General features: G+C 39.1%; 22 protein-coding genes. 16 read left to right on the top strand and 6 right to left on the bottom strand.

The window, feature by feature from the left end:
- Positions 1–43: 43 nt before the first annotated feature.
- The 3 genes from H7T93_RS08205 to H7T93_RS08195 are packed head-to-tail and all read right to left on the bottom strand — an operon-like array spanning position 44 to position 1866.
- A complete protein-coding gene (locus H7T93_RS08205) occupies positions 44–616 on the bottom strand; it encodes an ECF transporter S component (protein WP_070438309.1) in 573 nt (190 codons plus the stop codon).
- A gap of 28 nt (positions 617–644) precedes the next feature.
- Complete coding sequence (coaC, locus tag H7T93_RS08200; RefSeq protein ID WP_073686340.1) at positions 645–1190, bottom strand: phosphopantothenoylcysteine decarboxylase; 546 nt, start codon at positions 1188–1190, stop codon at positions 645–647.
- A complete protein-coding gene (locus tag H7T93_RS08195; RefSeq protein WP_110981460.1) occupies positions 1183–1866 on the bottom strand; it encodes a phosphopantothenate--cysteine ligase in 684 nt (227 codons plus the stop codon). The genes coaC and H7T93_RS08195 overlap by 8 nt, the downstream gene beginning before the upstream one ends.
- A gap of 193 nt (positions 1867–2059) precedes the next feature.
- Here H7T93_RS08195 and H7T93_RS08190 point away from each other — a divergent pair, with 193 nt between their 5' ends.
- The 3 genes from H7T93_RS08190 to H7T93_RS08180 all read left to right on the top strand — a co-directional run bounded on the left by H7T93_RS08190 (position 2060) and on the right by H7T93_RS08180 (position 6009).
- Complete coding sequence (locus tag H7T93_RS08190; RefSeq protein WP_110981459.1) at positions 2060–3730, top strand: formate--tetrahydrofolate ligase; 1671 nt, start codon at positions 2060–2062, stop codon at positions 3728–3730.
- A gap of 199 nt (positions 3731–3929) precedes the next feature.
- Positions 3930–4604, top strand: a complete 675-nt coding sequence (locus tag H7T93_RS08185; protein WP_049546057.1) for a response regulator transcription factor — start codon at positions 3930–3932, stop codon at positions 4602–4604.
- The gene (locus H7T93_RS08180) at positions 4594–6009 is read left to right on the top strand and encodes a sensor histidine kinase (RefSeq protein WP_110981458.1); all 1416 of its coding nucleotides are present in this window, start codon (positions 4594–4596) and stop codon (positions 6007–6009) included. Before H7T93_RS08185 ends, H7T93_RS08180 begins: the two co-directional genes overlap by 11 nt.
- 84 nt (positions 6010–6093) lie before the next feature.
- Here the strand turns inward: H7T93_RS08180 and rpsT are convergent, their stop codons facing one another.
- Both rpsT and coaA read right to left on the bottom strand, forming a co-directional pair.
- Positions 6094–6330, bottom strand: coding sequence for a 30S ribosomal protein S20 (gene rpsT, locus H7T93_RS08175; RefSeq protein WP_037597891.1), 237 nt, complete (start codon positions 6328–6330; stop codon positions 6094–6096).
- A 69-nt stretch (positions 6331–6399) separates the two neighbouring features.
- Positions 6400–7320, bottom strand: coding sequence for a type I pantothenate kinase (gene coaA / locus H7T93_RS08170; protein ID WP_037597889.1), 921 nt, complete (start codon positions 7318–7320; stop codon positions 6400–6402).
- A 112-nt stretch (positions 7321–7432) separates the two neighbouring features.
- Between coaA and H7T93_RS08165 the strand changes: the two genes are divergently transcribed.
- From H7T93_RS08165 to H7T93_RS08130, 8 genes are all read left to right on the top strand, one after another.
- Entirely contained in the window at positions 7433–8023 is a 591-nt protein-coding gene (locus H7T93_RS08165; protein ID WP_110981457.1) for a class I SAM-dependent methyltransferase, read from the top strand.
- Entirely contained in the window at positions 8020–9297 is a 1278-nt protein-coding gene (locus H7T93_RS08160; protein WP_110981456.1) for a pyrimidine-nucleoside phosphorylase, read from the top strand. The genes H7T93_RS08165 and H7T93_RS08160 overlap by 4 nt, the downstream gene beginning before the upstream one ends.
- A gap of 33 nt (positions 9298–9330) precedes the next feature.
- Positions 9331–9993, top strand: coding sequence for a deoxyribose-phosphate aldolase (gene deoC / locus H7T93_RS08155; RefSeq protein ID WP_201041769.1), 663 nt, complete (start codon positions 9331–9333; stop codon positions 9991–9993).
- The gene (locus H7T93_RS08150; RefSeq protein ID WP_195918101.1) at positions 9980–10378 is read left to right on the top strand and encodes a cytidine deaminase; all 399 of its coding nucleotides are present in this window, start codon (positions 9980–9982) and stop codon (positions 10376–10378) included. The genes deoC and H7T93_RS08150 overlap by 14 nt, the downstream gene beginning before the upstream one ends.
- Before the next feature lie 67 nt (positions 10379–10445).
- Positions 10446–11510 carry a BMP family protein gene (locus H7T93_RS08145; protein ID WP_311635455.1) on the top strand — a complete coding sequence of 355 codons (1065 nt, stop codon included), beginning with the start codon at positions 10446–10448 and terminating at the stop codon, positions 11508–11510.
- Positions 11511–11608: 98 nt separating this feature from the next.
- Complete coding sequence (locus tag H7T93_RS08140; RefSeq protein ID WP_195918099.1) at positions 11609–13147, top strand: ABC transporter ATP-binding protein; 1539 nt, start codon at positions 11609–11611, stop codon at positions 13145–13147.
- The gene (locus tag H7T93_RS08135; protein ID WP_004182077.1) at positions 13140–14207 is read left to right on the top strand and encodes an ABC transporter permease; all 1068 of its coding nucleotides are present in this window, start codon (positions 13140–13142) and stop codon (positions 14205–14207) included. The genes H7T93_RS08140 and H7T93_RS08135 overlap by 8 nt, the downstream gene beginning before the upstream one ends.
- Position 14208: 1 nt before the next feature.
- Positions 14209–15165: an ABC transporter permease gene (locus tag H7T93_RS08130; protein WP_004182146.1), complete on the top strand. Its 957-nt coding sequence runs from the start codon at positions 14209–14211 to the stop codon at positions 15163–15165.
- A 106-nt stretch (positions 15166–15271) separates the two neighbouring features.
- On the opposite strand, the gene H7T93_RS08125 is transcribed toward H7T93_RS08130, so the two are convergent.
- Positions 15272–15907, bottom strand: coding sequence for an MBL fold metallo-hydrolase (locus tag H7T93_RS08125; protein ID WP_084869342.1), 636 nt, complete (start codon positions 15905–15907; stop codon positions 15272–15274).
- A 95-nt stretch (positions 15908–16002) separates the two neighbouring features.
- Here H7T93_RS08125 and H7T93_RS08120 point away from each other — a divergent pair, with 95 nt between their 5' ends.
- From H7T93_RS08120 to H7T93_RS08100, 5 genes are all read left to right on the top strand, one after another.
- Complete coding sequence (locus H7T93_RS08120) at positions 16003–18489, top strand: bifunctional DnaQ family exonuclease/ATP-dependent helicase (protein WP_201041766.1); 2487 nt, start codon at positions 16003–16005, stop codon at positions 18487–18489.
- A gap of 157 nt (positions 18490–18646) precedes the next feature.
- Positions 18647–19129, top strand: coding sequence for a DUF5590 domain-containing protein (locus H7T93_RS08115; protein ID WP_004182029.1), 483 nt, complete (start codon positions 18647–18649; stop codon positions 19127–19129).
- A 4-nt stretch (positions 19130–19133) separates the two neighbouring features.
- On the top strand, positions 19134–20315 hold the full coding sequence (locus H7T93_RS08110) for a pyridoxal phosphate-dependent aminotransferase (protein WP_049546065.1): 1182 nt from the start codon (positions 19134–19136) through the stop codon (positions 20313–20315).
- A 36-nt stretch (positions 20316–20351) separates the two neighbouring features.
- Positions 20352–21698 (top strand): asparagine--tRNA ligase, encoded by a 1347-nt coding sequence (gene asnS, locus H7T93_RS08105; RefSeq protein ID WP_049546066.1) that lies wholly within the window; start codon positions 20352–20354, stop codon positions 21696–21698.
- 26 nt (positions 21699–21724) lie between these two features.
- Positions 21725–22132, top strand: coding sequence for a hypothetical protein (locus H7T93_RS08100; RefSeq protein WP_049546067.1), 408 nt, complete (start codon positions 21725–21727; stop codon positions 22130–22132).
- The last annotated feature ends 76 nt before the right edge of the window (positions 22133–22208 follow it).

The following is a 22208-nucleotide window of genomic DNA, read 5'->3' as shown; positions in this document are numbered from 1 at the left end:
CATAATTAAAAGAAAAAAACATGGTAATCACCATGTTTTTTCTTTATTTTTTCAATCTTAATAACACAGGTGTGATACTTAGGGTTAGCAGGCCAGCGATAATCATTTCAGCAATCGAATTTGTTGTGAAAATGGTTGCCATTAGTGTTTTTCCACCCGCTGTGTAGAAGTTAGGGATTAAGAAGTAGATGCCAATAAGTACGAAAAATGTATTTGTGAAAGCACCTAAAACCCCAGATAGAGTCAAACCTAGACGGTTTTGAAGTAACTTGTAGACAAAGTAAGGGAAAATACCGATTAGGATGCGAGGGACGATGGCAATGACTGCAGATGCCCAAGTTCCCCCTTCAACAAAGGGACTAAAGAGATAGCTACTAACCGTATAAATGATTGTATTACGAACAATACTCATAATTCCCATGAAACCACCCAAATAGGCTCCAATTTTAGGACCATAGACGATACTAGCAATAATAACTGGGATGTGCGTTAGGGTTGGTTTAATTGGAAGTACAAAAGCGGCAAAGATGGTTTGACTAAGTACTTCGATAACAACCATAGTCGCTATCAAGAGCGCTAACTGCGCTGTTTGGTTTGCTTTATTTTTCTTATTCATCATAAACTCCTTTTTATTCTCTACAAGGTTATTTTGTTAAAGCATTGTTAATGGATTCAATAATGTCATCGATATCAGCTAAGGCACCGCGTCCCGTATCTCCACAAGCCAGTAAACCTGATTTTGGAAGAATTTCTTGGTAGCCAAGGTCATGCAAAGTATCTAAATTTTTCCTAGTCAGTGGATTTTCATACATTTTCGTATTCATTGCAGGGGCAATTAGTTTTGGGGTAGTGCTAGGTAAAGCTAAAGCAGTAGCAGTAAGCATATTATCGGCCATACCATGTGCTAATTTGGCAATGGTATTTGCTGAAGCTGGAACTACAATAAAGAGGTCAGCTTCTTTTCCTAAGTCAATATGATTAATACCTTCAGCTAATTTTTCTTCCATGACATCAGTGTGAACGGGGTTCTTCGAGAGAACTTGAAGTGTCAGAGGGGTGATAAAGGCTTGAGCAGCTTCAGTCATAATGACGTGAACATCATAACCTTTTTTCTTTAACCTGCTTGTTAGATCGGCTGCTTTATAGGCAGAAATTGATCCTGAAACAGCAAGGATGATACGTTTAGTCATGGCATATCCTTTCAAATAAAGCTCGAGCAATTGCAGCTTTGGTCCTAACCTTCTCCTCGCTTTTTTCGTCAACTAGATAGGCGATATGTTGATCTGGAGAAATATCACTCAAGTCGTTTGCGACAATGATATCTGCTTTGTTGCGTCTTAGACTTGCACGAGCAACCTCAAAAAGCTCATCTTTACTTACATTAACCAAAAGTTTGAAGCCAATTAACTGAATAGTAGGGTTCCATTGTTTAACAAGGCTAATGACCTTCGGTGTTTTTTTAAGAAAGAGAACTTGATACTCTGAAGCTGAAGATATCTTGTTCTCAGTGTTAGACTTATGCAAGAATTGAGCGAGATCTTCAGTAGCCTCTAATTCAGCGAAATCCGTCATATAAACAGGCGTATAATCAGAGACTGCCATACTATGGATGAGAACATCGTGCTCTTTGACGAGTGGCTCCATTTTTTTGAGAAGACTATCTACGTTCGTAATTTCTGTAATCTTTAGATTTTCTTTCGGTTCTGGTTTAACCGCTGTCTTGGTCGTTACTAAGGTTACTTGGTGCCCCTTAGCCAAGAAAAGTTCAGCAATTTCCTTACCTAGATAACCTGTTGAATGGTTTGTGATTCCACGTACAGCATCAATCTTTTCAGTGGTACCACCCGATGTAATCAAAATTTTCATAGTAGTATTGTACTAAAAATTGAGTCTTTTGTAAATAATAGTAGGTATTTTTGGGGTGTACCCCTATAAATTAAAGTTATAACGATTTATAACAAAACAAAAACCGAACATTGAAAAGTAATTAACCAAAAATAATGCGTTTTTTATCAAACTCTGATATAATATATTCTAGAAAAATATAGAGGAGTGTCTCATGAAAACAGATATCGAAATTGCTCAAAGTGTAGAATTAAAACCAATCACAGAAGTAGTTGAAAAAGTTGGAATCGGCTTTGACGATTTGGAACTCTACGGAAAATATAAGGCAAAATTGTCATTTGATAAGATCAATGCAGTCAAAGACAATAAGCCAGGAAAATTGATTTTGGTGACAGCTATCAACCCAACACCAGCTGGTGAAGGGAAATCAACCATGTCAATTGGTCTTGCAGACGCTCTTAACAAAATTGGTAAGAAAACAATGATTGCCCTTCGTGAACCATCTCTTGGTCCGGTTATGGGAATCAAAGGTGGTGCTGCAGGTGGTGGTTACGCTCAAGTGCTTCCGATGGAAGATATCAACCTCCACTTCACAGGGGATATGCACGCTATTACTACAGCGAATAATGCTTTGTCAGCCCTTCTTGACAATCATATTCACCAAGGAAATGCTCTCGGCATTGACCAACGTCGTATCATTTGGAAACGTGTGGTTGACCTTAATGACCGTGCGCTTCGTCATGTAAACGTTGGTCTTGGCGGACCACTTAATGGTATTCCACGTGAAGATGGTTTTGATATTACTGTTGCGTCTGAAATCATGGCGATTCTTTGCTTGGCTACTGATATTAATGACCTTAAAGAACGTTTGGCAAATATTGTAGTTGCTTACCGTTATGATCGTACACCAGTTTATGTACGTGATCTTGAAATTGAAGGTGCGCTTACCCTTATTCTTAAAGATGCCATCAAACCAAACTTGGTACAGACAATTTATGGGACACCAGCCTTGGTACACGGTGGTCCATTTGCCAACATCGCTCACGGATGTAACTCAGTTCTAGCTACAGCTACAGCTCTTCGTTTGGCTGATTATACGATTACTGAAGCAGGTTTCGGTGCTGACCTTGGTGCTGAAAAATTCCTTGATATCAAGACTCCAAACCTCCCAACAACTCCTGATGCCGTTGTTATTGTTGCGACACTTCGTGCTCTCAAAATGCACGGTGGGGTAGCCAAAACTGACCTCTCTGAAGAAAATGTTCAAGCTGTTCGTGATGGCTTCGCTAACTTGAAACGTCATGTGGAAAACGTTCGTAAATTCGGTCTTCCTGCAGTCGTTGCTATTAACGAGTTTGTTGCTGATACAGAAGCTGAAATTGCAGCCCTTAAAGAACTTTGTGCAGAAATCGATGTTCCTGTTGAATTGGCTAGCGTTTGGGCTAATGGTGCTGATGGTGGTATTGACCTTGCCAACGCGGTAGTTGATGCTGTTGAAAATGGTAATGCCGACTATAAACGTCTTTATTCTGATGATGATAGCTTGGAAGCAAAAATCACTAAGATTGTTACTGAAATCTATGGTGGTAAATCAGTTGTCTTCGAGAAAAAAGCTAAAAACCAACTCAAGCAATTTGCCGAATTTGGTTGGGATAAATTACCAGTATGTATGGCTAAAACACAATATAGTTTCTCAGATAACCAATTCTTGCTTGGAGCACCAGAAGGTTTTGATATCACTATTCGTGAGTTTGTTCCTAAAACAGGTGCTGGATTTATCGTGGCTCTTACAGGTGATGTTATGACCATGCCAGGCCTTCCAAAAGCTCCAGCAGCCCTTAAAATGGACGTTTCTGAAGACGGAACAGCTGTTGGTTTGTTCTAAGAAAAAATAACGATAAGAGGGCAGTACCTATTGGTGCTGTTTTTTCGTTCCAGTTATGAAAAACTTAAGGAAAGTATAGTAGACTGAATCTAAATAAAAGAAGATCAAAGCACTAGATGATTATGTGTATTTTAGATATAATGATAAGACTTAGTCAAAGTGTTCTTTAGATCTTTGGCACCTAGCAAGGGGGATAACTATGATTAAAATATTACTAGTTGAAGATGATTTGAGTTTGTCCAACTCAGTTTTTGATTTTTTAGATGACTTTGCTGATGTTATGCAGGTCTTTGATGGTGATGAAGGCCTCTACGAAGCTGAAAGTGGCGTCTATGATTTGATTCTTTTAGACTTAATGTTACCTGAAAAAGATGGTTTCACTGTTCTTAGAGAATTACGTGATAAAGGTGTAACAACTCCTGTACTTATCATGACTGCCAAGGAAAGTCTAGACGATAAGGGACATGGTTTTGAACTTGGTGCGGATGACTATCTAACCAAACCTTTCTACTTAGAAGAGTTGAAGATGCGTATTCAAGCACTTTTGAAACGCTCTGGTAAATTTGACCAAAACACACTTTCTTTCGGTGATGTTCGTGTCAATCTTGCTACAAATTCAACCTTTGTGGGTGATAAAGAAGTAGAACTTCTTGGTAAAGAGTTTGATTTATTAGTTTATTTCTTACAAAATCAGAATGTGATCTTGCCTAAGTCACAAATTTTTGACCGTCTTTGGGGATTTGATAGTGATACCACGGTATCGGTTGTTGAAGTATATGTTTCTAAAATTCGTAAGAAACTTAAAGGAACAGACTTTGCTGCCAACCTCCAAACCTTGAGAAGTGTGGGGTACATTTTGAAGAATGCTGACTAAATTTTTCAATTATCTCTTTAGGAGAATGAAGTCAGAAGGATTTAAGTCTTTTATTCATTTCTTTGCTACTTTTTCTGGTATTTTCCTTGTCATGACTGTCATGATTTTGCAGATTCTGAGTTACGGTGTTTATTCCAATGTGGACTCTAGTCTGAAAATGGCAGCAACTAAGACCAATTCTTATTTAGAAATGGAAATGCTAAAACGGGAACTTTTTCTGACTTCTGAGGTAGATCAAAATAATACGACAACCATCTACCAAGCCTATGATACTAAAGGGTCGACAGATGAAACACCTGACTCGAGTGGCTCTAAAAAAGAATCTAAGAAGAGATCAAAGATGGAAGATGCCCCTCACGATTTATCTGTTGCGGCGAATACCAGTGTCTTAGTGCTTGATAAGAATGGAAAAGTCCTCAATGTCGTTGACAAATTTTCTAGCTTATCCAATTTACCAATAGATAAAAATAACATTGATGTTATTAGCAAGGGAAGCGCTCAGAATTATTTCGATCAAACCGAAAAGTATCGCCTGATTACTGAAAAAGTAGATAATAGTCTCTATCCTGATGCTAAGTACCTTGTTATTGCGATTAATACAACTCAATTGGAAGAAGCCACTGAACGTTATGTCAAGCTCATTGTCATCATGATGAGTTTCTTCTGGCTCCTATCTGTTGCGGCTAGTATGTATTTGGCCAAGTGGTCAAGACGTCCTATCCAGGAAAGTCTGGAGAAGCAGAAGGCTTTTGTTGAAAATGCCAGTCACGAGTTACGGACACCGCTTGCTGTGATTCAAAACCGATTAGAAGTTCTTTTCCGCAAGCCTGAGAGCACCATTTTAGATAATTCAGAGAATATTGCTTCAAGTCTTGATGAAGTACGTAATATGCGTCTGTTGACGACAAATCTCTTGAACTTGGCTCGTCGTGACGATGGTATTAAGCCGGAAATCGAAACCTTAGAACCTGCTTTCTTTGATACAGTATTTACCAATTATGCTATGATTGCTGAAGAAAATGAGAAAGGTTTCACGGGTCAAAACCAAGTTAGTCGTCCAATCCATACTGATAAAACGCTATTGAAGCAGCTAATGACCATATTATTTGATAATGCTATTAAATATACAGAAGATGATGGACATGTTATCTTTACAGTTCGCACTAATGACCGACATCTTTATATTTCGGTAGCTGATAATGGTCCTGGTATATCAGATAGTGATAAGAAAAAAATCTTTGATCGCTTTTATCGAGTAGATAAGGCTAGAACTAGACAAAAAGGTGGGTTTGGACTGGGCTTATCACTAGCGCAACAAATTGTTTTAGCTCTTAAAGGAACAATTGTTGTCAAGGACAATCATCCGAAGGGGACTATTTTTGAAGTTAAAATCACTGGAGTTTAATTAATAAAGAAAACCTGCTAGCCTATGGTCTAGCAGGTTTTTATGTTATAAGGTAATAAAAAAACTCCTAAATGGAGCTTTCAATTAGTTAGCCAATTTAGCTGCAAGACGTGATTTATCGCGGCTTGCTTTGTTTTTATGAATCAAACCTTTAGAAGCGGCTTTATCGATGCTAGCAGATGCAGCACGATAAGCTTCTTCAGTTGGGTTAGCGTTGAATGCTTTGATAGCAGTACGCAAAGCTGATTTTTGAGCTGAGTTTTGTTCGTTTTGTTTAACGTTAAGTTCAGCGCGTTTGATAGCTGATTTAATATTTGCCAATGTTTTCACCTCCAAAATTTATCTAACTATGTCATTATACGTTATTTTAGACCCCTTGGCAAGCTTTTTCTATTTTTTTAAGTGGATGAAGTCGATTTTATGATTGTCTCCCTTATGAAGAATCAGTTCGGCTCGGCTTCGTGTAGGTTCGATATAATTTTCCAGGTTAACCAAATTGATATCACGCCAAGTTTTTTGTGCTAAAGATAAGGCTTCATCTTTACTGAATTTAGTGAAACGATGGTAATAGTTATTTTCATCTTTCTTGGCGAGCTCAAGAAGGGTTTGAAAACGTTCGAGATACCATGATTCGATATTATTAACTTCAGCATCAATGTAAAGAGAAAAATCGAAATAGTCACTCATGTAGAGTCTTTGGTTAATAGGATTCTGGAAAACATTAATCCCTTCGACAATCAAAAAATTGGGCTGTCTGATTTCTTGTGTAAGACCTGGTACAATATCATAAATTTCATGGGAGTAAACAGGAATATTGACATCACCACCATTTTTTATAGTATCTAAAAAATTGAGAAGAAGCGGCATATCGTAGGATTCAGGGAAACCCTTACGGTTAAGGATGTCTTTTTCTTTCAAGACTTGGTTAGGATAGAGAAAGCCATCGGTTGTTACAAGTTCAACCTTAGATTGGGGGAAGGTACGTTGTAACAAGAGTTGAAGCAAACGACTGGTAGTGGATTTGCCAACAGCAACTGAACCAGATACCCCAATAATAAATGGACGATTAGTCTGTGATTTTTGTAAAAAGATACTCTTAGAAAAGGTTAAATCATTGGCCGTTTTCTGATAGATACGAATGAGATTGATAAGGGGAAGATAAATATCACTAACTTCTTGCACATCGATCTTGTCATTAAGGCTACGAATGGAATCAAGTTCTTCCGCAGTCAATGGGGCATTACCTTCTTTATGAAGGCGTTGCCACTCCTTACGTGATATCGTTTCGAAATTGATAAATTCATTTAACATAGCTAACATTATAGCAGAAAAAAAGCCGGAATGTAAGCCTTATCATATCACTAGCCTTACTTTGGTATTTATGATACGATAAAGGGAAAAGACTATCTAGAAGGAAAAAATAATGTCAAAAATGTATTATGCTGAGACGCCAGATGCGGCTCACGATATTCATGATTTAAAGGTAAATTTGTTAGGAGAAAGTTTTCAGTTTTATACGGATGCTGGGGTTTTCTCTAAAAAAATGATTGATTATGGAAGTCAAGTGCTTTTGAGTGCATTAGATTTGGAAGCTGGAAACACACTATTAGATGTGGGCTGTGGCTACGGTCCTCTTGGTATTAGTTTGGCCAAGGTACAAGGAGTCAAAGTCACAATGATTGACATCAATAGTAGGGCAATTGATTTAGCGAAACAAAATGCTGAACGAAATAAGGTTGAAGCTACTATTTTCCAATCGAATGTCTATGAAAATGTTACTGGAAGTTTTGACTATATTATTTCTAATCCACCTATCCGTGCTGGCAAGAAGGTGGTTCATCAAGTTATTGAGGAGGCATATGATTATCTCAATCAAGGTGGTAACCTAACTATTGTTATTCAGAAAAAACAAGGAGCTCCGTCAGCTAAAGCTAAGATGGAGGATGTGTTTGGTAATGCTGAAGTCGTTAAAAAGGATAAAGGATATTATATCCTTAGAAGTGAGAAAATATGAGAACCGTTGATTTAATTGAAAAGAAAAGAGATGGAGGCGAGTTAAGCACAGAGGAAATTTCATATCTCATTAATGGCTATGTGTCTGGGAAAATTCCAGACTATCAGATAGCTGCACTGGCGATGGCAATTTATTATCAAGGAATGTCTATTCGTGAAATCCATGATTTGACCACTGATATGGTTGCTTCAGGTGAACAATATGATTTGTCGGAAATTCCAGGTGTTAAGGTAGATAAACATTCGACCGGTGGTGTTGGCGATAAGGTAACCATCATCCTTATGCCACTTGTAGCTAGCTTTGGTGTTCCAGTAGCTAAGATGAGTGGTCGTGGTCTTGGACATACAGGTGGAACGATTGACAAATTAGAGTCTATCAAAGGCTATCAGGTTGAGCGTAGCAAGGAAGAGTTCATTCAGCAAGTTAAAGACATTGGAATTTCCCTCATTGGTCAGTCTGAGCATTTAGTTAAGGCTGATAAACTTCTTTATGCCTTGCGTGATGTCACTGCAACAGTAGATTCCATTCCTCTAATCGCAAGCTCTGTTATGTCCAAAAAGATTGCAGCAGGCGCTGATAAGATTTTACTGGATGTTACTGTTGGTCAAGGCGCTTTTATGAAAAATATGTCTGACGCTGAGAAGTTGTCTGAAACCATGGTTGCACTAGGTCATGAGGTCAATCGTGAAACGATTGCAGTTATTACAGATATGAGCCAGCCACTAGGTAAGGCTATTGGTAACCGTTTAGAAATCACAGAGGCTATTGAAATTATGCAAGGTAGGGGACGTGAAGATATCACTGACTTTATCTGTGAGTTGGCTGAGATTCTATTAGATTTAGCTCAGGTTGAAGCTAGTCAGGAAGAGATTCGTCAGCACTTAGTGGGTGGAAAAGCCCTTGCTAAGTTTGAAGAACTCATTCAAGCTCAAGGTGGTGATTTGACCGATCTTTATCGTCATACCAGTGCTCCTGTCGTGACAGATATTCATGCTCATGAAACAGGTTACATTAAAGAGTTACCTGCTATGGCATTTGGGAAATTTGCCATGCAATTAGGAGCAGGTCGAGCTACGAAGTCAGATAGTCTTAATTATGAAACAGGAATTGTATTTGAAAAGAAAGTTGGCGATTCTGTGACTCAAGGAGACCTTATTGCCAAGGTCTATAGCCAAGAAATTTTATCTGAAAAAATGCTGACTGAATTCGAAAAAAATGTTATTATTGGTAGAGTGTGTAAAAAGCCAAATGAAATATTAAAAATTATTTCTTAGGCCTTAATCCAAATCTAATTAAGGAGTTTGTTTATGTCTGTTAATAGCTATATTGACCATACCTTACTAAAAGCTGATGCTAATAAAGAACAGATTCTTTCCTTAATTGATGAGGCTAAGAAGTATGAGTTTGCCAGCGTCTGTGTTAATCCAACTTGGGTCAAAACGGCAGCTGAATTGCTAAAAGATAGTTCTGTTAAAGTTTGTACGGTTATTGGTTTTCCTTTGGGAGCATCGACCTCCGCAGTTAAGGCTTTTGAAGCTAAGGATGCTATTGCCAATGGAGCGGATGAAATTGATATGGTAATCAATATCGGTGCTCTTAAATCTAGAAATCTTAAATTAGTTGAAGACGATATTAAAGCTGTTGTTGAAGCTAGTGGAAGTAAACTTGTAAAGGTTATCATTGAAACTTGTCTATTGACTGATGAAGAAAAGGTCGAAGCTTGCCAATTAGCAAAACTGGCAGGTGCAGATTTTGTGAAGACATCTACAGGGTTTTCTACTGGTGGCGCTACCATTGAAGATATTGAACTCATGCGAGAAGCTGTTGGTCCTACTATGGGAGTCAAGGCATCTGGTGGAGCACGTACACTTGAGGCAGCTCAAGCCTTTATCAGAGCTGGTGCAACCCGTATTGGTACTTCGTCAGGAGTGGCCATTATGAAAGGGCAAGAAAGTCATGATAGCTACTAAAAAAGAGCAAGTAATAAAAGCAGCACAAGAAGCAGTTGAAAATGCCTATGTTCCCTATTCTAGTTTTAGAGTTGGAGCAGCATTGCTTACAAAGGATGGGCACATCTTTCAAGGATGTAACATTGAGAATGCCTCATTCGGATTGACCAATTGTGCAGAAAGAACAGCCATTTTTAAGGCAGTATCCGAAGGTCATAGAGACTTTGAATGTCTCGCAGTATACGGAGACACCAAAGAGCCCATCTCACCGTGTGGTGCTTGTCGCCAAGTGATGGTCGAATTTTTAAAATCAGATTCTAAAGTGATTCTTATCGCTGAAGATAAATCGACAGTCGAGATGACAGTCGGAGAGTTGTTACCATACTCTTTTACGGACTTACAATAGTCTAGTTGTTTTATTCTTTATTAAGCAAGTTTTCTTGCAAGTTATAGGAGGAGTGTTCAAGATGAAATTGAACAAGAAAATTATCGGGCTTGGCCTTGTTGCTGTTGCAGCACTTGGTCTTGCAGCATGTGCACGTGGCGGACGCAGCGGATCATCAGCTGATTCAAAAGTTAAAGCTGCTATCGTTACAGATACTGGTGGGGTAGATGATAAATCATTTAACCAATCAGCATGGGAAGGACTCCAAGAGTGGGGTAAAGCTAACAAACTTAAAAAAGATTCTGGCTTTACTTACTTCCAATCAAACTCAGAGTCTGACTTTGCAAACAATATGTCAGCTGCTCAAAGCCAAGGTTACAACCTCATCTTTGGTGTTGGTTTTGCCCTTCATGATGCTGTTTCAGATGCTGCTAAGGAACATGAAGATGTTAACTACGTAATCATTGATGATGTCATCAAAGACCAAAAGAATGTTGAGAGCGTTTTGTTTGCTGATAACGAAGGTGCTTACCTTGCAGGTATCGCAGCAGCAATGCAATCAAAAACAAATAAAGTTGGTTTCATTGGTGGTCAAACATCAGATACAATTACACGTTTTGAAGCTGGTTTCACAGCAGGTGCTAAATCTGTAAAACCAGACATCGATGTACAAGTTCAATATGCTGAATCATTCTCAGACGCTGCTAAAGGTACAACAATTGCTTCAACTATGTACGCTTCAGGCGTTGACGTAATCTATCAAGCTGCTGGTGGTACTGGTACTGGTGTCTTCACAGCTGCTAAAGAAGTTAACGAAAAACTTGATGCTGACAGCGATAAGAAAGTATGGGTAATCGGTGTTGACCGTGACCAAACAGCAGAAGGTAATTACACATCTTCAGACAAGAAAAAATCTAACTTTGTTTTGACTTCAACAATCAAAAAAGTTGGTACAGTTGTTAAAGATATCGCTAACGGACAACTTAAAGGCGATAAATTTGAAGGTGGTTCTACTAAGACTTATGGTATCAAAGATGGTGGTGTTGACATCGTAACATCTAAGCTTCCTTCTGATATCAAGGATGCAGTAGAAAAAGCTAAAGAACAAATCAAGAATGGTGAATTGAAACCAACTGATGGTCTTAGCAAATAATCCATAATATCTAAACTGGGACAATTTTTGTCTCAGCAAAGGGAAGCAGTTTATATTTCCCTTTGCTGATATAAAAATAATTCTTGAAAGGAGATTGTATGACGAAGCCGAATGTCATTGAGATGCACGATATTACCAAAAAATTTGGTGAATTTGTGGCAAATGATCATATCAATCTTGATGTGAGACCAGGAGAAATCCATGCCCTCCTCGGTGAAAATGGTGCTGGTAAGTCAACCTTAATGAACATGCTTGCAGGTCTTTTACAGCCAACAAGCGGGATTATTAAGGTTAATGGACAAGAGGTGACGATTGATTCACCTTCGAAAGCAACGAAATTGGGGATTGGGATGGTTCACCAACACTTTATGTTGGTTGAAGCTTTTACAGTTGCTGAGAATATCATCCTGGGTAGTGAGGTAACCAAAGCCGGTGGTGTCCTTGATATGAAGAAGGCTATTAAGGAAATTACTGAGCTCTCTGAAAGATATGGTCTTGCGGTAGATCCAACAGCTAAGGTAGCAGATATCTCTGTTGGTGCTCAACAGCGTGTTGAAATCCTTAAGACTCTGTATCGTGGTGCTGATATTTTGATTTTCGATGAACCGACTGCGGTATTGACTCCGTCTGAAATTACTGAACTTCTAAACATCATGAAAACCTTGGTCAAAGAAGGCAAGTCGATTATCCTTATCACCCATAAATTGGATGAGATTCGTGCGGTTTCTGACCGTGTCACAGTTATCCGTCGTGGTAAATCAATTGATACAGTGACAATTGAAGGATCAACAAATGCTGACTTGGCTGAAATGATGGTTGGTCGTCATGTCTCCTTTAAAACAGAAAAAATTCCTTCAAATCCAAAAGAAGTTGTTCTTTCTATTAAAGATTTGGTGGTTAATGAGAACCGTGGTGTTCTTGCCGTTAAGAACTTATCTTTAGATGTTCGTGCGGGTGAAATCATCGGTATTGCTGGTATTGATGGAAACGGTCAAACAGAACTTGTTCAAGCGATTACTGGACTACGCAAAGTTAAGTCTGGTGACATTACTATCAAGGGTGAATCTATTATTCATAAGACAACTCGTCAGATTACAGAGATGAGTGTTGGCCATATTCCTGAAGACCGTCACCGTGATGGAATGGTTCTTGAAATGACAGTAGCTGAAAATATTGCCCTTCAAACCTACTACAAAGAGCCAAATTCAAAAAATGGTATCTTGAACTATAATGTTATCAATGCTAAAGCTCGAGAATTGATGGAAGAATTTGACGTTCGTGGTGCTGGAGAGTTGATTGCTGGTGGTGACCTGTCTGGTGGTAACCAACAAAAAGCTGTTATCGCCCGTGAAATTGACCGTGACCCAGAGCTTCTTATTGTCAGTCAACCAACTCGTGGTCTTGACGTAGGTGCCATTGAATACATCCGTAAACGTATTATCGCTGAACGTGATAAAGGTAAGGCTGTTATTGTTGTCAGCTTTGAATTGGATGAAATTCTTGATATGTCAGACAGAATTGCAGTTATCTATGATGGTGCAATTCAAGGTATCTTAGATCCTGCTGAAACGAATAAGCAAGATCTTGGTATCCTAATGGCTGGTGGACAATTGAATAAGGAGGAAGCAAATGTCTAAGAAAACACAAAATTGGGCAGTTCCTTTGATTGCTGTCCTCTTGGGAATGTTGATCGGGGCCGTATTGATGTTAATCTTTGGTTACGATCCATTCTGGGCTTACTATGATCTCTTCAGTACAGCCTTCGGTTCTTTGAAAAATATTGGTGAAATTCTTCGTGCCATGAGTCCCTTGATTCTTATCGCACTCGGATTTTCTGTAGCATCTAAAGCTGGTTTCTTTAACGTTGGTTTGCCTGGTCAGGCTTTAGCAGGTTGGACTTCGGCTGTATGGTTTGCATTATCGTTTCCAGAATTACCAAAAGTAGTTTCAGTTTTCTGTACAGTAATCATCGGTCTAGTAGCTGGTGGTATCGCTGGTGCAATTCCGGGTATTCTTCGTGCTTACTTGGGAACTAGTGAGGTCATTGTTACCATCATGATGAACTACATCATTTTGTATGTAGCAAACAATATTGTTCGATTTGGTTTTACAGCCGACATGTTACGTTCATCAGAAGCATCTAATAAGGTCGCAGCCTCTGCAAGCTATCAAACAGAATTCTTATCCTCTCTAACCGGTGGCTCACGTTTTAATATTGGTTTCTTCCTTGCTCTTGCAGCAGTTTTCCTTGTTTGGTTCATGCTCAAGAAAACAACAACTGGTTTTGAAATTACATCTGTAGGTCTTAACCCTCATGCATCTGAATATGCAGGGATGTCATCAAAACGTGTTATTATCATGTCTATGATTATTTCAGGTGCCCTTTGTGGACTTGGAGGAACAGTAGAAGGACTTGGTACCTTCCAAAATGCCTTTGTTCAAAACTCTTCATTGGCAATTGGTTGGAACGGTATGGCGGTTGCTCTTTTGGCTACTAATTCACCTATTGGTATTCCGTTTGCTGCCCTTCTTTATGGTGTCTTGTCTGTAGGTAAGAGTGGTATGATTGGTGTGCCTCCTGAAGTTATCGACGTTGTATCTGCTTTGATTATCTTCTTTGTCGGTGCTAACTATATTATTAGATATTGGGTTCGCCCTCGTCAAAAGTCAGTGAAAGCTAAAGGAGGACAAAACTAATATGGACTTCATTACAATTTTAGCCTTGATTGTTGCCTCTATGCTGAAATACTCAGCACCATTGATTTTCACAAGTATCGGTGGTACTTTCTCTGAACGAGGCGGTATCGTAAATGTCGGTCTTGAGGGAATCATGGTTATTGGAGCCTTCGCAGGTGTTCTCTTTAACTTGAATTTTGCAGATAGTTTTGGTGATGCAACTCCTTGGATTGCCGCAATTGTAGCAGGTCTTATTGGTCTTGTTTACTCATTGCTCCACGCGGTTGCGACCATTAATTTCCGTGCGGATCATGTTGTCTCTGGTACGGTATTGAACTTGATTGCTCCATCTTTAGCAGTCTTTCTGACACGTGTTATCTTTGGTGCCGGCCAAACACCAGCTATTAGCCATAACTTTAAAACTGTATCATTTCCAATTTTGAGCCACATTCCAGTCTTGGGTAAAGTCTTCTTTACGAACGTTTCCTTGATTGCATATGTAGCGATTTTGGTTTCAGTTGTGTCTTGGTGGGTTATCTTCAAGACTCGCTTTGGTTTGCGTCTTCGCTCAGTTGGTGAACACCCACAGGCAGCAGATACACTTGGTATTAACGTTTATCGTATGCGCTACTATGGCGTTATGATTTCAGGTTTCCTTGGTGGTGTTGGTGGTGCGGTTTATGCACAATCCATCTCAAACAACTTTGCTGTTACAACAATTGCAGGTCCTGGTTTCATCGCCTTGGCTGCTATGATTTTTGGTCGTTGGAATCCAGTTGGAGCTATGCTCTCAAGTTTGTTCTTTGGATTGTCACAATCATTGGCAATCATTGGAAAACAGCTTCCACTTATTTCACATGTACCAAATGTGTATTTGCAAATCGCACCATATATCTTGACAATTATTGTCTTGGCTGCTTTCTTCGGTAAAGCCGTTGCACCTAAAGCAGATGGTGTTAACTACATCAAATCTAAATAAATACACTACAGTGTTTCAGATAAGAAGGTCTATCGGCCTTCTTTTTTATTCGAGAAAAAAGCTTGTCAATACTTACTAAAGTTGGTGTCGACAAGCTTTTGTTTTTTTATGAAAAATGTGGGTTAAAGACCTTCTCATGACCAATAGTGGTGTCCCATCCATGACCTGGGAAAACTCTGTAGTGGTTAGGAAGTGTAAAGAGTTGCTCTTTAATACTAGTGAGTAATTGTTCGTGGTTCCCTGTTGGAAGGTCCCAGCGTCCAATTGTTTCTTTAAAGAGGGCATCACCAGAAAATACAGTTTCTTCTTTATCAAAGATAAAAGAAACACCTCCAATAGAGTGTCCTGGGGTTGGAACAACTTTAAACTGGAAATCCTCGATGTTATAGTTCTGAGTGAAATCGAAGTAATATTCTGCCGGATTGACAATAACGTCTTCCATATCGTCATGACGTGGAAGTCCAGATAAATTATCAATAGGATTCAGCAACCAGTCTTTTTCAGCTTCGGCAACGTAAACAGGAGGATGATTGAATGCCTGACGGACTGCCTCAACACTCATAATGTGGTCGTAGTGTGTATGTGTCAAAAGGATAGCAGCAACTGGTTTGTCGATTGCTTTAAGTTCAGCTAAGATGCTAGAAGTATCACTTCCTGGATCAATGACTAGACAGGCTGTATCGTTTTCTAAAATATAGGTGTTTTCCTGAGCAACAGGATTTAAAATTCGTCTTATTTTCATAGCTCTAGTGTAGCACGAATTTCAGGCTTTTTCCAATATCAGAATGATGGCTTTGTCTTTTTTTGGGGCTTTGGATATGCTATAATAGGGTCACTATGAGTGAAAAAAACACGAATAAATATGCCATTGTTGACTTGGAAGCAACCTCCGCTTCGTCAACGGCTAGTATTATACAGGTGGGAATTGTCATCATGCAAAATGGTCAGGTGATTGACGAATTTGCGAGCGATGTCAACCCACACCAAGAACTCGATGATCACATTATTCATTTAACAGGGATTACCGATCAGCAGTTGGCTCAAGCCCCAGATTTCTCAGAAATTGCTAGAACCATTTTTGAACTGATTGAGGACTGTATTTTTGTTGCCCATAATGTTAAATTTGATGCCAATTTGCTTGCAGAGGCTCTTTTCATGGAGGGCTTCGAACTAAGGACTCCTCGTGTGGATACTGTCGAATTGGCTCAAGTCTTTTATCCGACGTTAGAACAATATAAGCTATCTAATTTATCCAAGGTTCTTAATCTTGACCTAGCTCAGGCCCATACGGCAATTGAAGATGCGAGAGCGACCGGACAGCTTTTGTTTCATTTGATGGATAAGATTGCTAGCTTACCTAGACAGACAATTGAGATGCTTTTGACCTTTTCAGATAATCTTCTTTTTGAAACTGAGTTGGTTATTCGTGATGCTATAAGAGGTCAAAATTTAGGCCTTTCAAAAGAATATGTCATGCTTGAAGAATCTGGAATTGTTCTTCGTAGACCTTTGACTTATAAGGCAGAACGAAAACTGTCTCAAGATTTTGATACCAATATTGCTCTCTTAGATTTGGAATCAAGATCTAAACAAAGAGAGTTTGCTGAGGCAGTAAGAAGGGAGCTTGATAATACTGATATTTCCATGATTCAGGCTCAGACTGGAATCGGGAAAACCTATGGCTATTTGCTTCCCTTGTTGGCACAGTCTGATGTAGATAAAGTGGTGGTGGCTGTTCCGACCAAGCTCCTTCAAAATCAGATTATGAATCAGGAAGCCAAAGCCTTATCGGATGTCTTTAATATTAACTTCCATAGTCTCAAAGGACCTCAGAATTATATCAAGTTAGATGCCTTCTACCAAACCTTACTTCGTCAGGATAGTAACCGTTTGGTTAATCGTTACAAAATGCAACTTTTGGTGTGGTTGACTGAAACAGAGACAGGGGATCTTGACGAAATCAGACAAAAACAGCGCTATATGGCTTATTTTGATGAGATTAAGCACGATGGTAAGTTAAAAGCTGACAGTCTTTTTGCTGAATATGATTTTTGGCAACAGTCCTATCAAAAAGCCCAAGAAGCAAGGGTAGTTGTGACCAACCATGCTTATCTTTTGACGCGTATGGAAGATGATCATGATTTTGTCCGAGGAAAGACTCTTGTGATTGATGAGGGACAAAAGATGGTCCTGGCTTTAGAACAATTTTCACGTTATCAAGTCAATCTTACTGTCCTGTTGCAACATATTCATCGAATTCTTGATAGTGGTAGTCAAAGCTTGCTTCAACAACGCTTGCTCGAAAATCTGCAGTTTGAAGTTAGCCATCTAATCCAAGAACATCAACAATTTCCTCAGAAGCAGTATAATCGCCAGCAATTAGATTGTTTGCTACAAACCATTTCTGAACTGGAGGGTGAAAGTGATTTGATGGAGATGTTGTCTCCCTTGAAGACACCCCTTTACAGCCATTTCTGGCTTGAAACAGATTATTATCAGGAACATCGTGTGACTTATTTAAAGGCGTCACGCAAAGAGCTCTTAGAGCTTTCTGCTTATCTACCAAGTGCCCAAAAAGTGATAATTGTTTCAGCAACTATTGATGTGGGACCTGATGTAGATGTGGCTGATTTGTTGGGCTTAGATCAAGTACGCAAGGTTAGCCTCCCAATGGATACTCTACCCAATCAAGCTATTTGGATTGATCAAAGCATGCCTATGATTGGTATTGCTTCTGAGGAAGAGTATGAAGTTGCTCTTGCAAAGCGTCTCCAGAAGCTATCTGAAATGGAATATCCAATTTTAGTACTATTTACATCTCGAAAGAGTATGATGGCTGTTTCAGATTTATTGGATCATAGGGAAGTTCGTCACCTAACTCAAGAGAAAAATGGGACAGCTTTTAATGTCAAAAAACGTTTTGATAGAGGTGAGACCAATCTCCTTCTTGGTATGGGGTCATTCTGGGAAGGTGTTGACTTTGCTCAACAAGATAGGGTAATCGAGGTTATTGCACGTCTGCCGTTTGACAATCCTAAGGACCCTTTCTATCAAAAGATTGAATTTTGGTTTTCTAAGCAAGGAAAGAGCACCTTTGATAGTTACAGTCTTCCCATGACGGTTTTACGTTTCAAACAAGCTATCGGGCGTGCTCAAAGACGTCCAGAACAGCGCTCGGCTATTCTTCTTATGGATAATCGCCCGCTCGTTAAGAGTTATGGAAAACTATTTCTAAAAGAAGTGACACAAGAAGTTGCGCTTAAGCCCGCTAAGTTCGAGGAAGTCAAAGAGGATATTCAGGATTTCTTAGAACAAGAAAGTTAACTTTTTAAAACCAACCTTTTCTAAGATTACTTAGGTTTTATAAATTTTACTGACTTATAAAAAAGATAGACTTAATTGCTCAATACTAGCTATATTGCTATGTAAAGATTTATCATTTTCTGATATAATAAATTCAGAAACTTTTTTAGGAGGCATTATGCGTAAACAACGTTCACCCTGGACCAAAAAGCAACAGTTCATTTTTGGAATAATTGTAATCGTTGTGACCTTAATTGCCTCTTTGACTGCTATTCTTATTGTAGCGACTAAGCCTTATGTAGACGCTGAAAAGAAGGTTATTGCCATAGCAGAGAGCAAAGCAGATATTAAGACTGTTACTGAATTTGATATCTACCATGGTGAGGCTACCTATTACGGACTTCTTGGAAAGTCTGGTCAAGGTGAGAAACTGGCCGTTATCGTGAGTCATGATTCAGGTGAGGTTGATATCTACAAGCAATCTGATGGTATAAGTAAGTCAGTGGCCAAGAAAGCTGCTAAGGCCTATGGTGCTAAGGATATATCCTATGTCCACCTAGGAAAATATGGCAAAACTCCTATTTGGGAAGTGAAGTCAGGAACCCAGTATTATCTGGTTGATTTTATCTCAGGTCAGGTTATTAAAGTGGAAGGACTATAATGAAATGACAAAATTATCAAATCGTGTATTACAAATGGAAGAAAGTGTCACTTTAGCTGCCAGTGCGCGTGCTAAAGCTCTTAAAGCTCAAGGACGTGATATCTTGAGTTTGACACTTGGTGAACCAGATTTTGTAACACCTAAGAACATTCAAGATGCTGCTATTACCTCTATTGAAAATGGTAAGGCAAGTTTCTATACCGTAGCTTCTGGACTTCCAGAACTTAAGGATGCGATTAGCACTTACATGGAAAACTTCTATGGCTATGCTGTAAATCCAAATGAGGTTGTTGTTGGCACTGGTGCGAAGTTTATCTTATATGCTTTCTTTGCTACGGTCATCAATCCTGGTGATGAAGTCATTATTCCAACACCTTGCTGGGTTTCTTACGTAGACCAAGTTAAAATGGTTGAAGGTGTTCCGGTCACTTTCCAAACGACTGAAGCTAATCACTTTAAAGCAACGGTTGAACAACTTGAAGCGGCCCGTACTGAAAAAACTAAAGTTGTCTTGCTTAATTCTCCATCAAATCCAACAGGAATGATTTACAGCAAGGAAGAATTGCAAGCAATCGGTGACTGGGCGGTTGATCACGATATCTTGATTTTAGCAGATGATATCTATGGCCGTTTGGTTTACAATGGCAACACCTTTACTCCAATTTCTAGTCTTTCAGATACCATTCGTAAGCAAACAATTGTGATTAATGGTGTTTCTAAGACCTATGCTATGACAGGTTGGCGTGTTGGTTTTGCTGTCGGAGATCCAGAAATTATTTCAGGTATGGCTAAGATTATCAGTCAAACGACATCAAATCTTACAGCAGTTTCTCAATATGCTGCTATTGAAGCCTTAACTGGTGATCAGTCTTCTATCGAAGAAATGCGTCAGGCCTTTGAGGAACGTTTGAATACAATTTATCCACTCCTAGCTGAAGTGCCTGGCTTTGAAGTCATCAAACCTCAAGGTGCCTTTTACCTCTTCCCTAATGTTAAAAAAGCGATGGAAATCAAAGGCTACACAAATGTTAATGATTTTACAAACGCTATTCTTGAGGAGGCTGAAGTCGCTTTGGTAACAGGTGCAGGATTCGGCGCACCTGAAAATATTCGTCTTAGCTATGCAACAGACTTAGATACTTTGAAAGAAGCAGTCCGCCGAATCAAAGCCTTTATGGAAAAATAGAATTAATATAGATCAAAAGAAAAGAGAAGTAATTACATGTCTAAACAATTAGTTTCAATTATTGATGTGCCTAAACACGTGGGCGAAGAAATCACTATCGGTGCATGGGTAGCTAACAAATCAGGTAAAGGGAAATTGGCCTTTCTTCAATTGCGTGATGGAACTGCCTTCTTCCAAGCGGTAGCTTTCAAACCTAACTTCATCGAAAAATACGGTGAAGAAGAAGGTACTGAAAAATTTGATACTGTTAAACGCCTTAGCCAAGAAACATCAGTTTATGTGACTGGTGTGGTTAAAGAAGACGAACGTTCAAAATTTGGTTACGAGTTGGATGTGACAGCAGTAGAAGTCATCGGTGAATCACATGATTACCCAATCACACCAAAAGAACACGGAACTGACTTCTTGATGGATAATCGTCACCTTTGGTTGCGTTCACGTAAACAAATGGCTGTCCAACAAATTCGTAATGCGATTATTTACGCAACTTACGAATTCTTTGATAAAAATGGTTTCATCAAATTTGATAGTCCAATTTTGTCAGGAAATGCAGCTGAAGATTCAACGGAATTGTTTGAAACGGATTACTTTGGTACACCTGCTTACCTAAGCCAATCTGGTCAGCTTTACCTTGAAGCTGGTGCCATGGCTCTTGGTCGTGTATTTGACTTTGGTCCTGTTTTCCGTGCCGAAAAATCAAAAACACGTCGTCACTTGACTGAGTTCTGGATGATGGATGCTGAGTATTCATTCTTGTCACATGATGAGTCACTTGATTTGCAAGAAGCTTATGTTAAGGCTCTTATTCAAGGTGTTATTGATCGAGCGCCACAAGCTCTTGAAATCCTTGAACGTGATGTAGATCTTCTTAAGAAATACATTGCTGAGCCATTCAAGCGCGTGTCATATGATGAAGCTATCGACCTTCTTCAAGCACATGAAAATGATGAAGATACAGACTACGAGCACCTCGAACATGGAGATGACTTTGGTTCTCCACACGAAACTTGGATTTCTAACTATTTTGGTGTTCCAACATTCGTTGTTAATTATCCAGCAAGCTTTAAGGCCTTCTACATGAAGCCAGTTTCTGGTAATCCTGAGCGCGTTCTTTGTGCAGACCTTTTGGCTCCAGAAGGTTATGGTGAAATCATCGGTGGTTCAATGCGTGAAGATGACTACGATGCTCTTGTAGCTAAAATGGATGAACTCGGAATGGACCGTTCAGAATACGAATTCTACCTTGACCTTCGTAAATATGGTTCAGTACCACACGGTGGTTTTGGTATCGGTATTGAACGTATGGTTACTTTCGTAGCTGGAACAAAACACATCCGTGAAGCTATTCCATTCCCACGTATGTTGCACCGTATCAAACCATAAGTAAAATTCTTTAGGAGTGCAAAAGTATGAAAAGATGGTTACTTGGTCTTTTGACCTTACTTTGTATGGTTTCGATGGTAGCTTGTAGCAAGACTACTCCCTCACTAGAGGGTGAATGGCAGGCACAAGATGCCTTAAAGAAGGATTATACGATTGTCTTCAAGAAAGATAAGGTCAAGATTGGTGAGCAGGATTATAACTATACAGTGGATGGTCCCAAGTCTAAGGATGACTTTACCTATTATTCGCTAAAAGTAAAAGATCAGGGAAAAGAAACGTCTTATACGGTATTTTTCCCAACTCAATCCAAAGAGGTTGCTCTTTTTCTACAACCAAATGATGAGAAAGAACCCATTAAGGGTCAAATGCTCTTTGCACTTAATAAAAAAGAAAAACCAGACTACTATAGCTATGTCAAAAAGTATCTGAAATAGTAGGAGAAGGATTAGCCTAGCGCTGATTCTTTTCTTTTTGGAATTATATGTTTCAATTTTCAGAATATTTTGTTAT

This window comes from Streptococcus sp. 9.1 (genome assembly GCF_016648815.1).
GTDB lineage: Bacteria > Bacillota > Bacilli > Lactobacillales > Streptococcaceae > Streptococcus > Streptococcus salivarius_E.
Note: the sequence above shows the minus strand (reverse complement) of the source record. Positions and strands in the feature narration are given on the sequence as shown.

Coding starts and splice junctions, on each gene's coding strand:
- H7T93_RS08205 (WP_070438309.1), bottom strand. CDS start 616: ATGAATAAGAAAAATAAAGCAAACCAAACAGCGCAGTTAGCGCTCTTG.
- coaC (WP_073686340.1), bottom strand. CDS start 1,190: ATGACTAAACGTATCATCCTTGCTGTTTCAGGATCAATTTCTGCCTAT.
- H7T93_RS08195 (WP_110981460.1), bottom strand. CDS start 1,866: ATGAAAATTTTGATTACATCGGGTGGTACCACTGAAAAGATTGATGCT.
- H7T93_RS08190 (WP_110981459.1), top strand. CDS start 2,060: ATGAAAACAGATATCGAAATTGCTCAAAGTGTAGAATTAAAACCAATC.
- H7T93_RS08185 (WP_049546057.1), top strand. CDS start 3,930: ATGATTAAAATATTACTAGTTGAAGATGATTTGAGTTTGTCCAACTCA.
- H7T93_RS08180 (WP_110981458.1), top strand. CDS start 4,594: ATGCTGACTAAATTTTTCAATTATCTCTTTAGGAGAATGAAGTCAGAA.
- coaA (WP_037597889.1), bottom strand. CDS start 7,320: ATGTTAAATGAATTTATCAATTTCGAAACGATATCACGTAAGGAGTGG.
- H7T93_RS08165 (WP_110981457.1), top strand. CDS start 7,433: ATGTCAAAAATGTATTATGCTGAGACGCCAGATGCGGCTCACGATATT.
- H7T93_RS08160 (WP_110981456.1), top strand. CDS start 8,020: ATGAGAACCGTTGATTTAATTGAAAAGAAAAGAGATGGAGGCGAGTTA.
- deoC (WP_201041769.1), top strand. CDS start 9,331: ATGTCTGTTAATAGCTATATTGACCATACCTTACTAAAAGCTGATGCT.
- H7T93_RS08150 (WP_195918101.1), top strand. CDS start 9,980: ATGATAGCTACTAAAAAAGAGCAAGTAATAAAAGCAGCACAAGAAGCA.
- H7T93_RS08140 (WP_195918099.1), top strand. CDS start 11,609: ATGACGAAGCCGAATGTCATTGAGATGCACGATATTACCAAAAAATTT.
- H7T93_RS08135 (WP_004182077.1), top strand. CDS start 13,140: ATGTCTAAGAAAACACAAAATTGGGCAGTTCCTTTGATTGCTGTCCTC.
- H7T93_RS08130 (WP_004182146.1), top strand. CDS start 14,209: ATGGACTTCATTACAATTTTAGCCTTGATTGTTGCCTCTATGCTGAAA.
- H7T93_RS08125 (WP_084869342.1), bottom strand. CDS start 15,907: ATGAAAATAAGACGAATTTTAAATCCTGTTGCTCAGGAAAACACCTAT.
- H7T93_RS08120 (WP_201041766.1), top strand. CDS start 16,003: ATGAGTGAAAAAAACACGAATAAATATGCCATTGTTGACTTGGAAGCA.
- H7T93_RS08115 (WP_004182029.1), top strand. CDS start 18,647: ATGCGTAAACAACGTTCACCCTGGACCAAAAAGCAACAGTTCATTTTT.
- H7T93_RS08110 (WP_049546065.1), top strand. CDS start 19,134: ATGACAAAATTATCAAATCGTGTATTACAAATGGAAGAAAGTGTCACT.
- asnS (WP_049546066.1), top strand. CDS start 20,352: ATGTCTAAACAATTAGTTTCAATTATTGATGTGCCTAAACACGTGGGC.
- H7T93_RS08100 (WP_049546067.1), top strand. CDS start 21,725: ATGAAAAGATGGTTACTTGGTCTTTTGACCTTACTTTGTATGGTTTCG.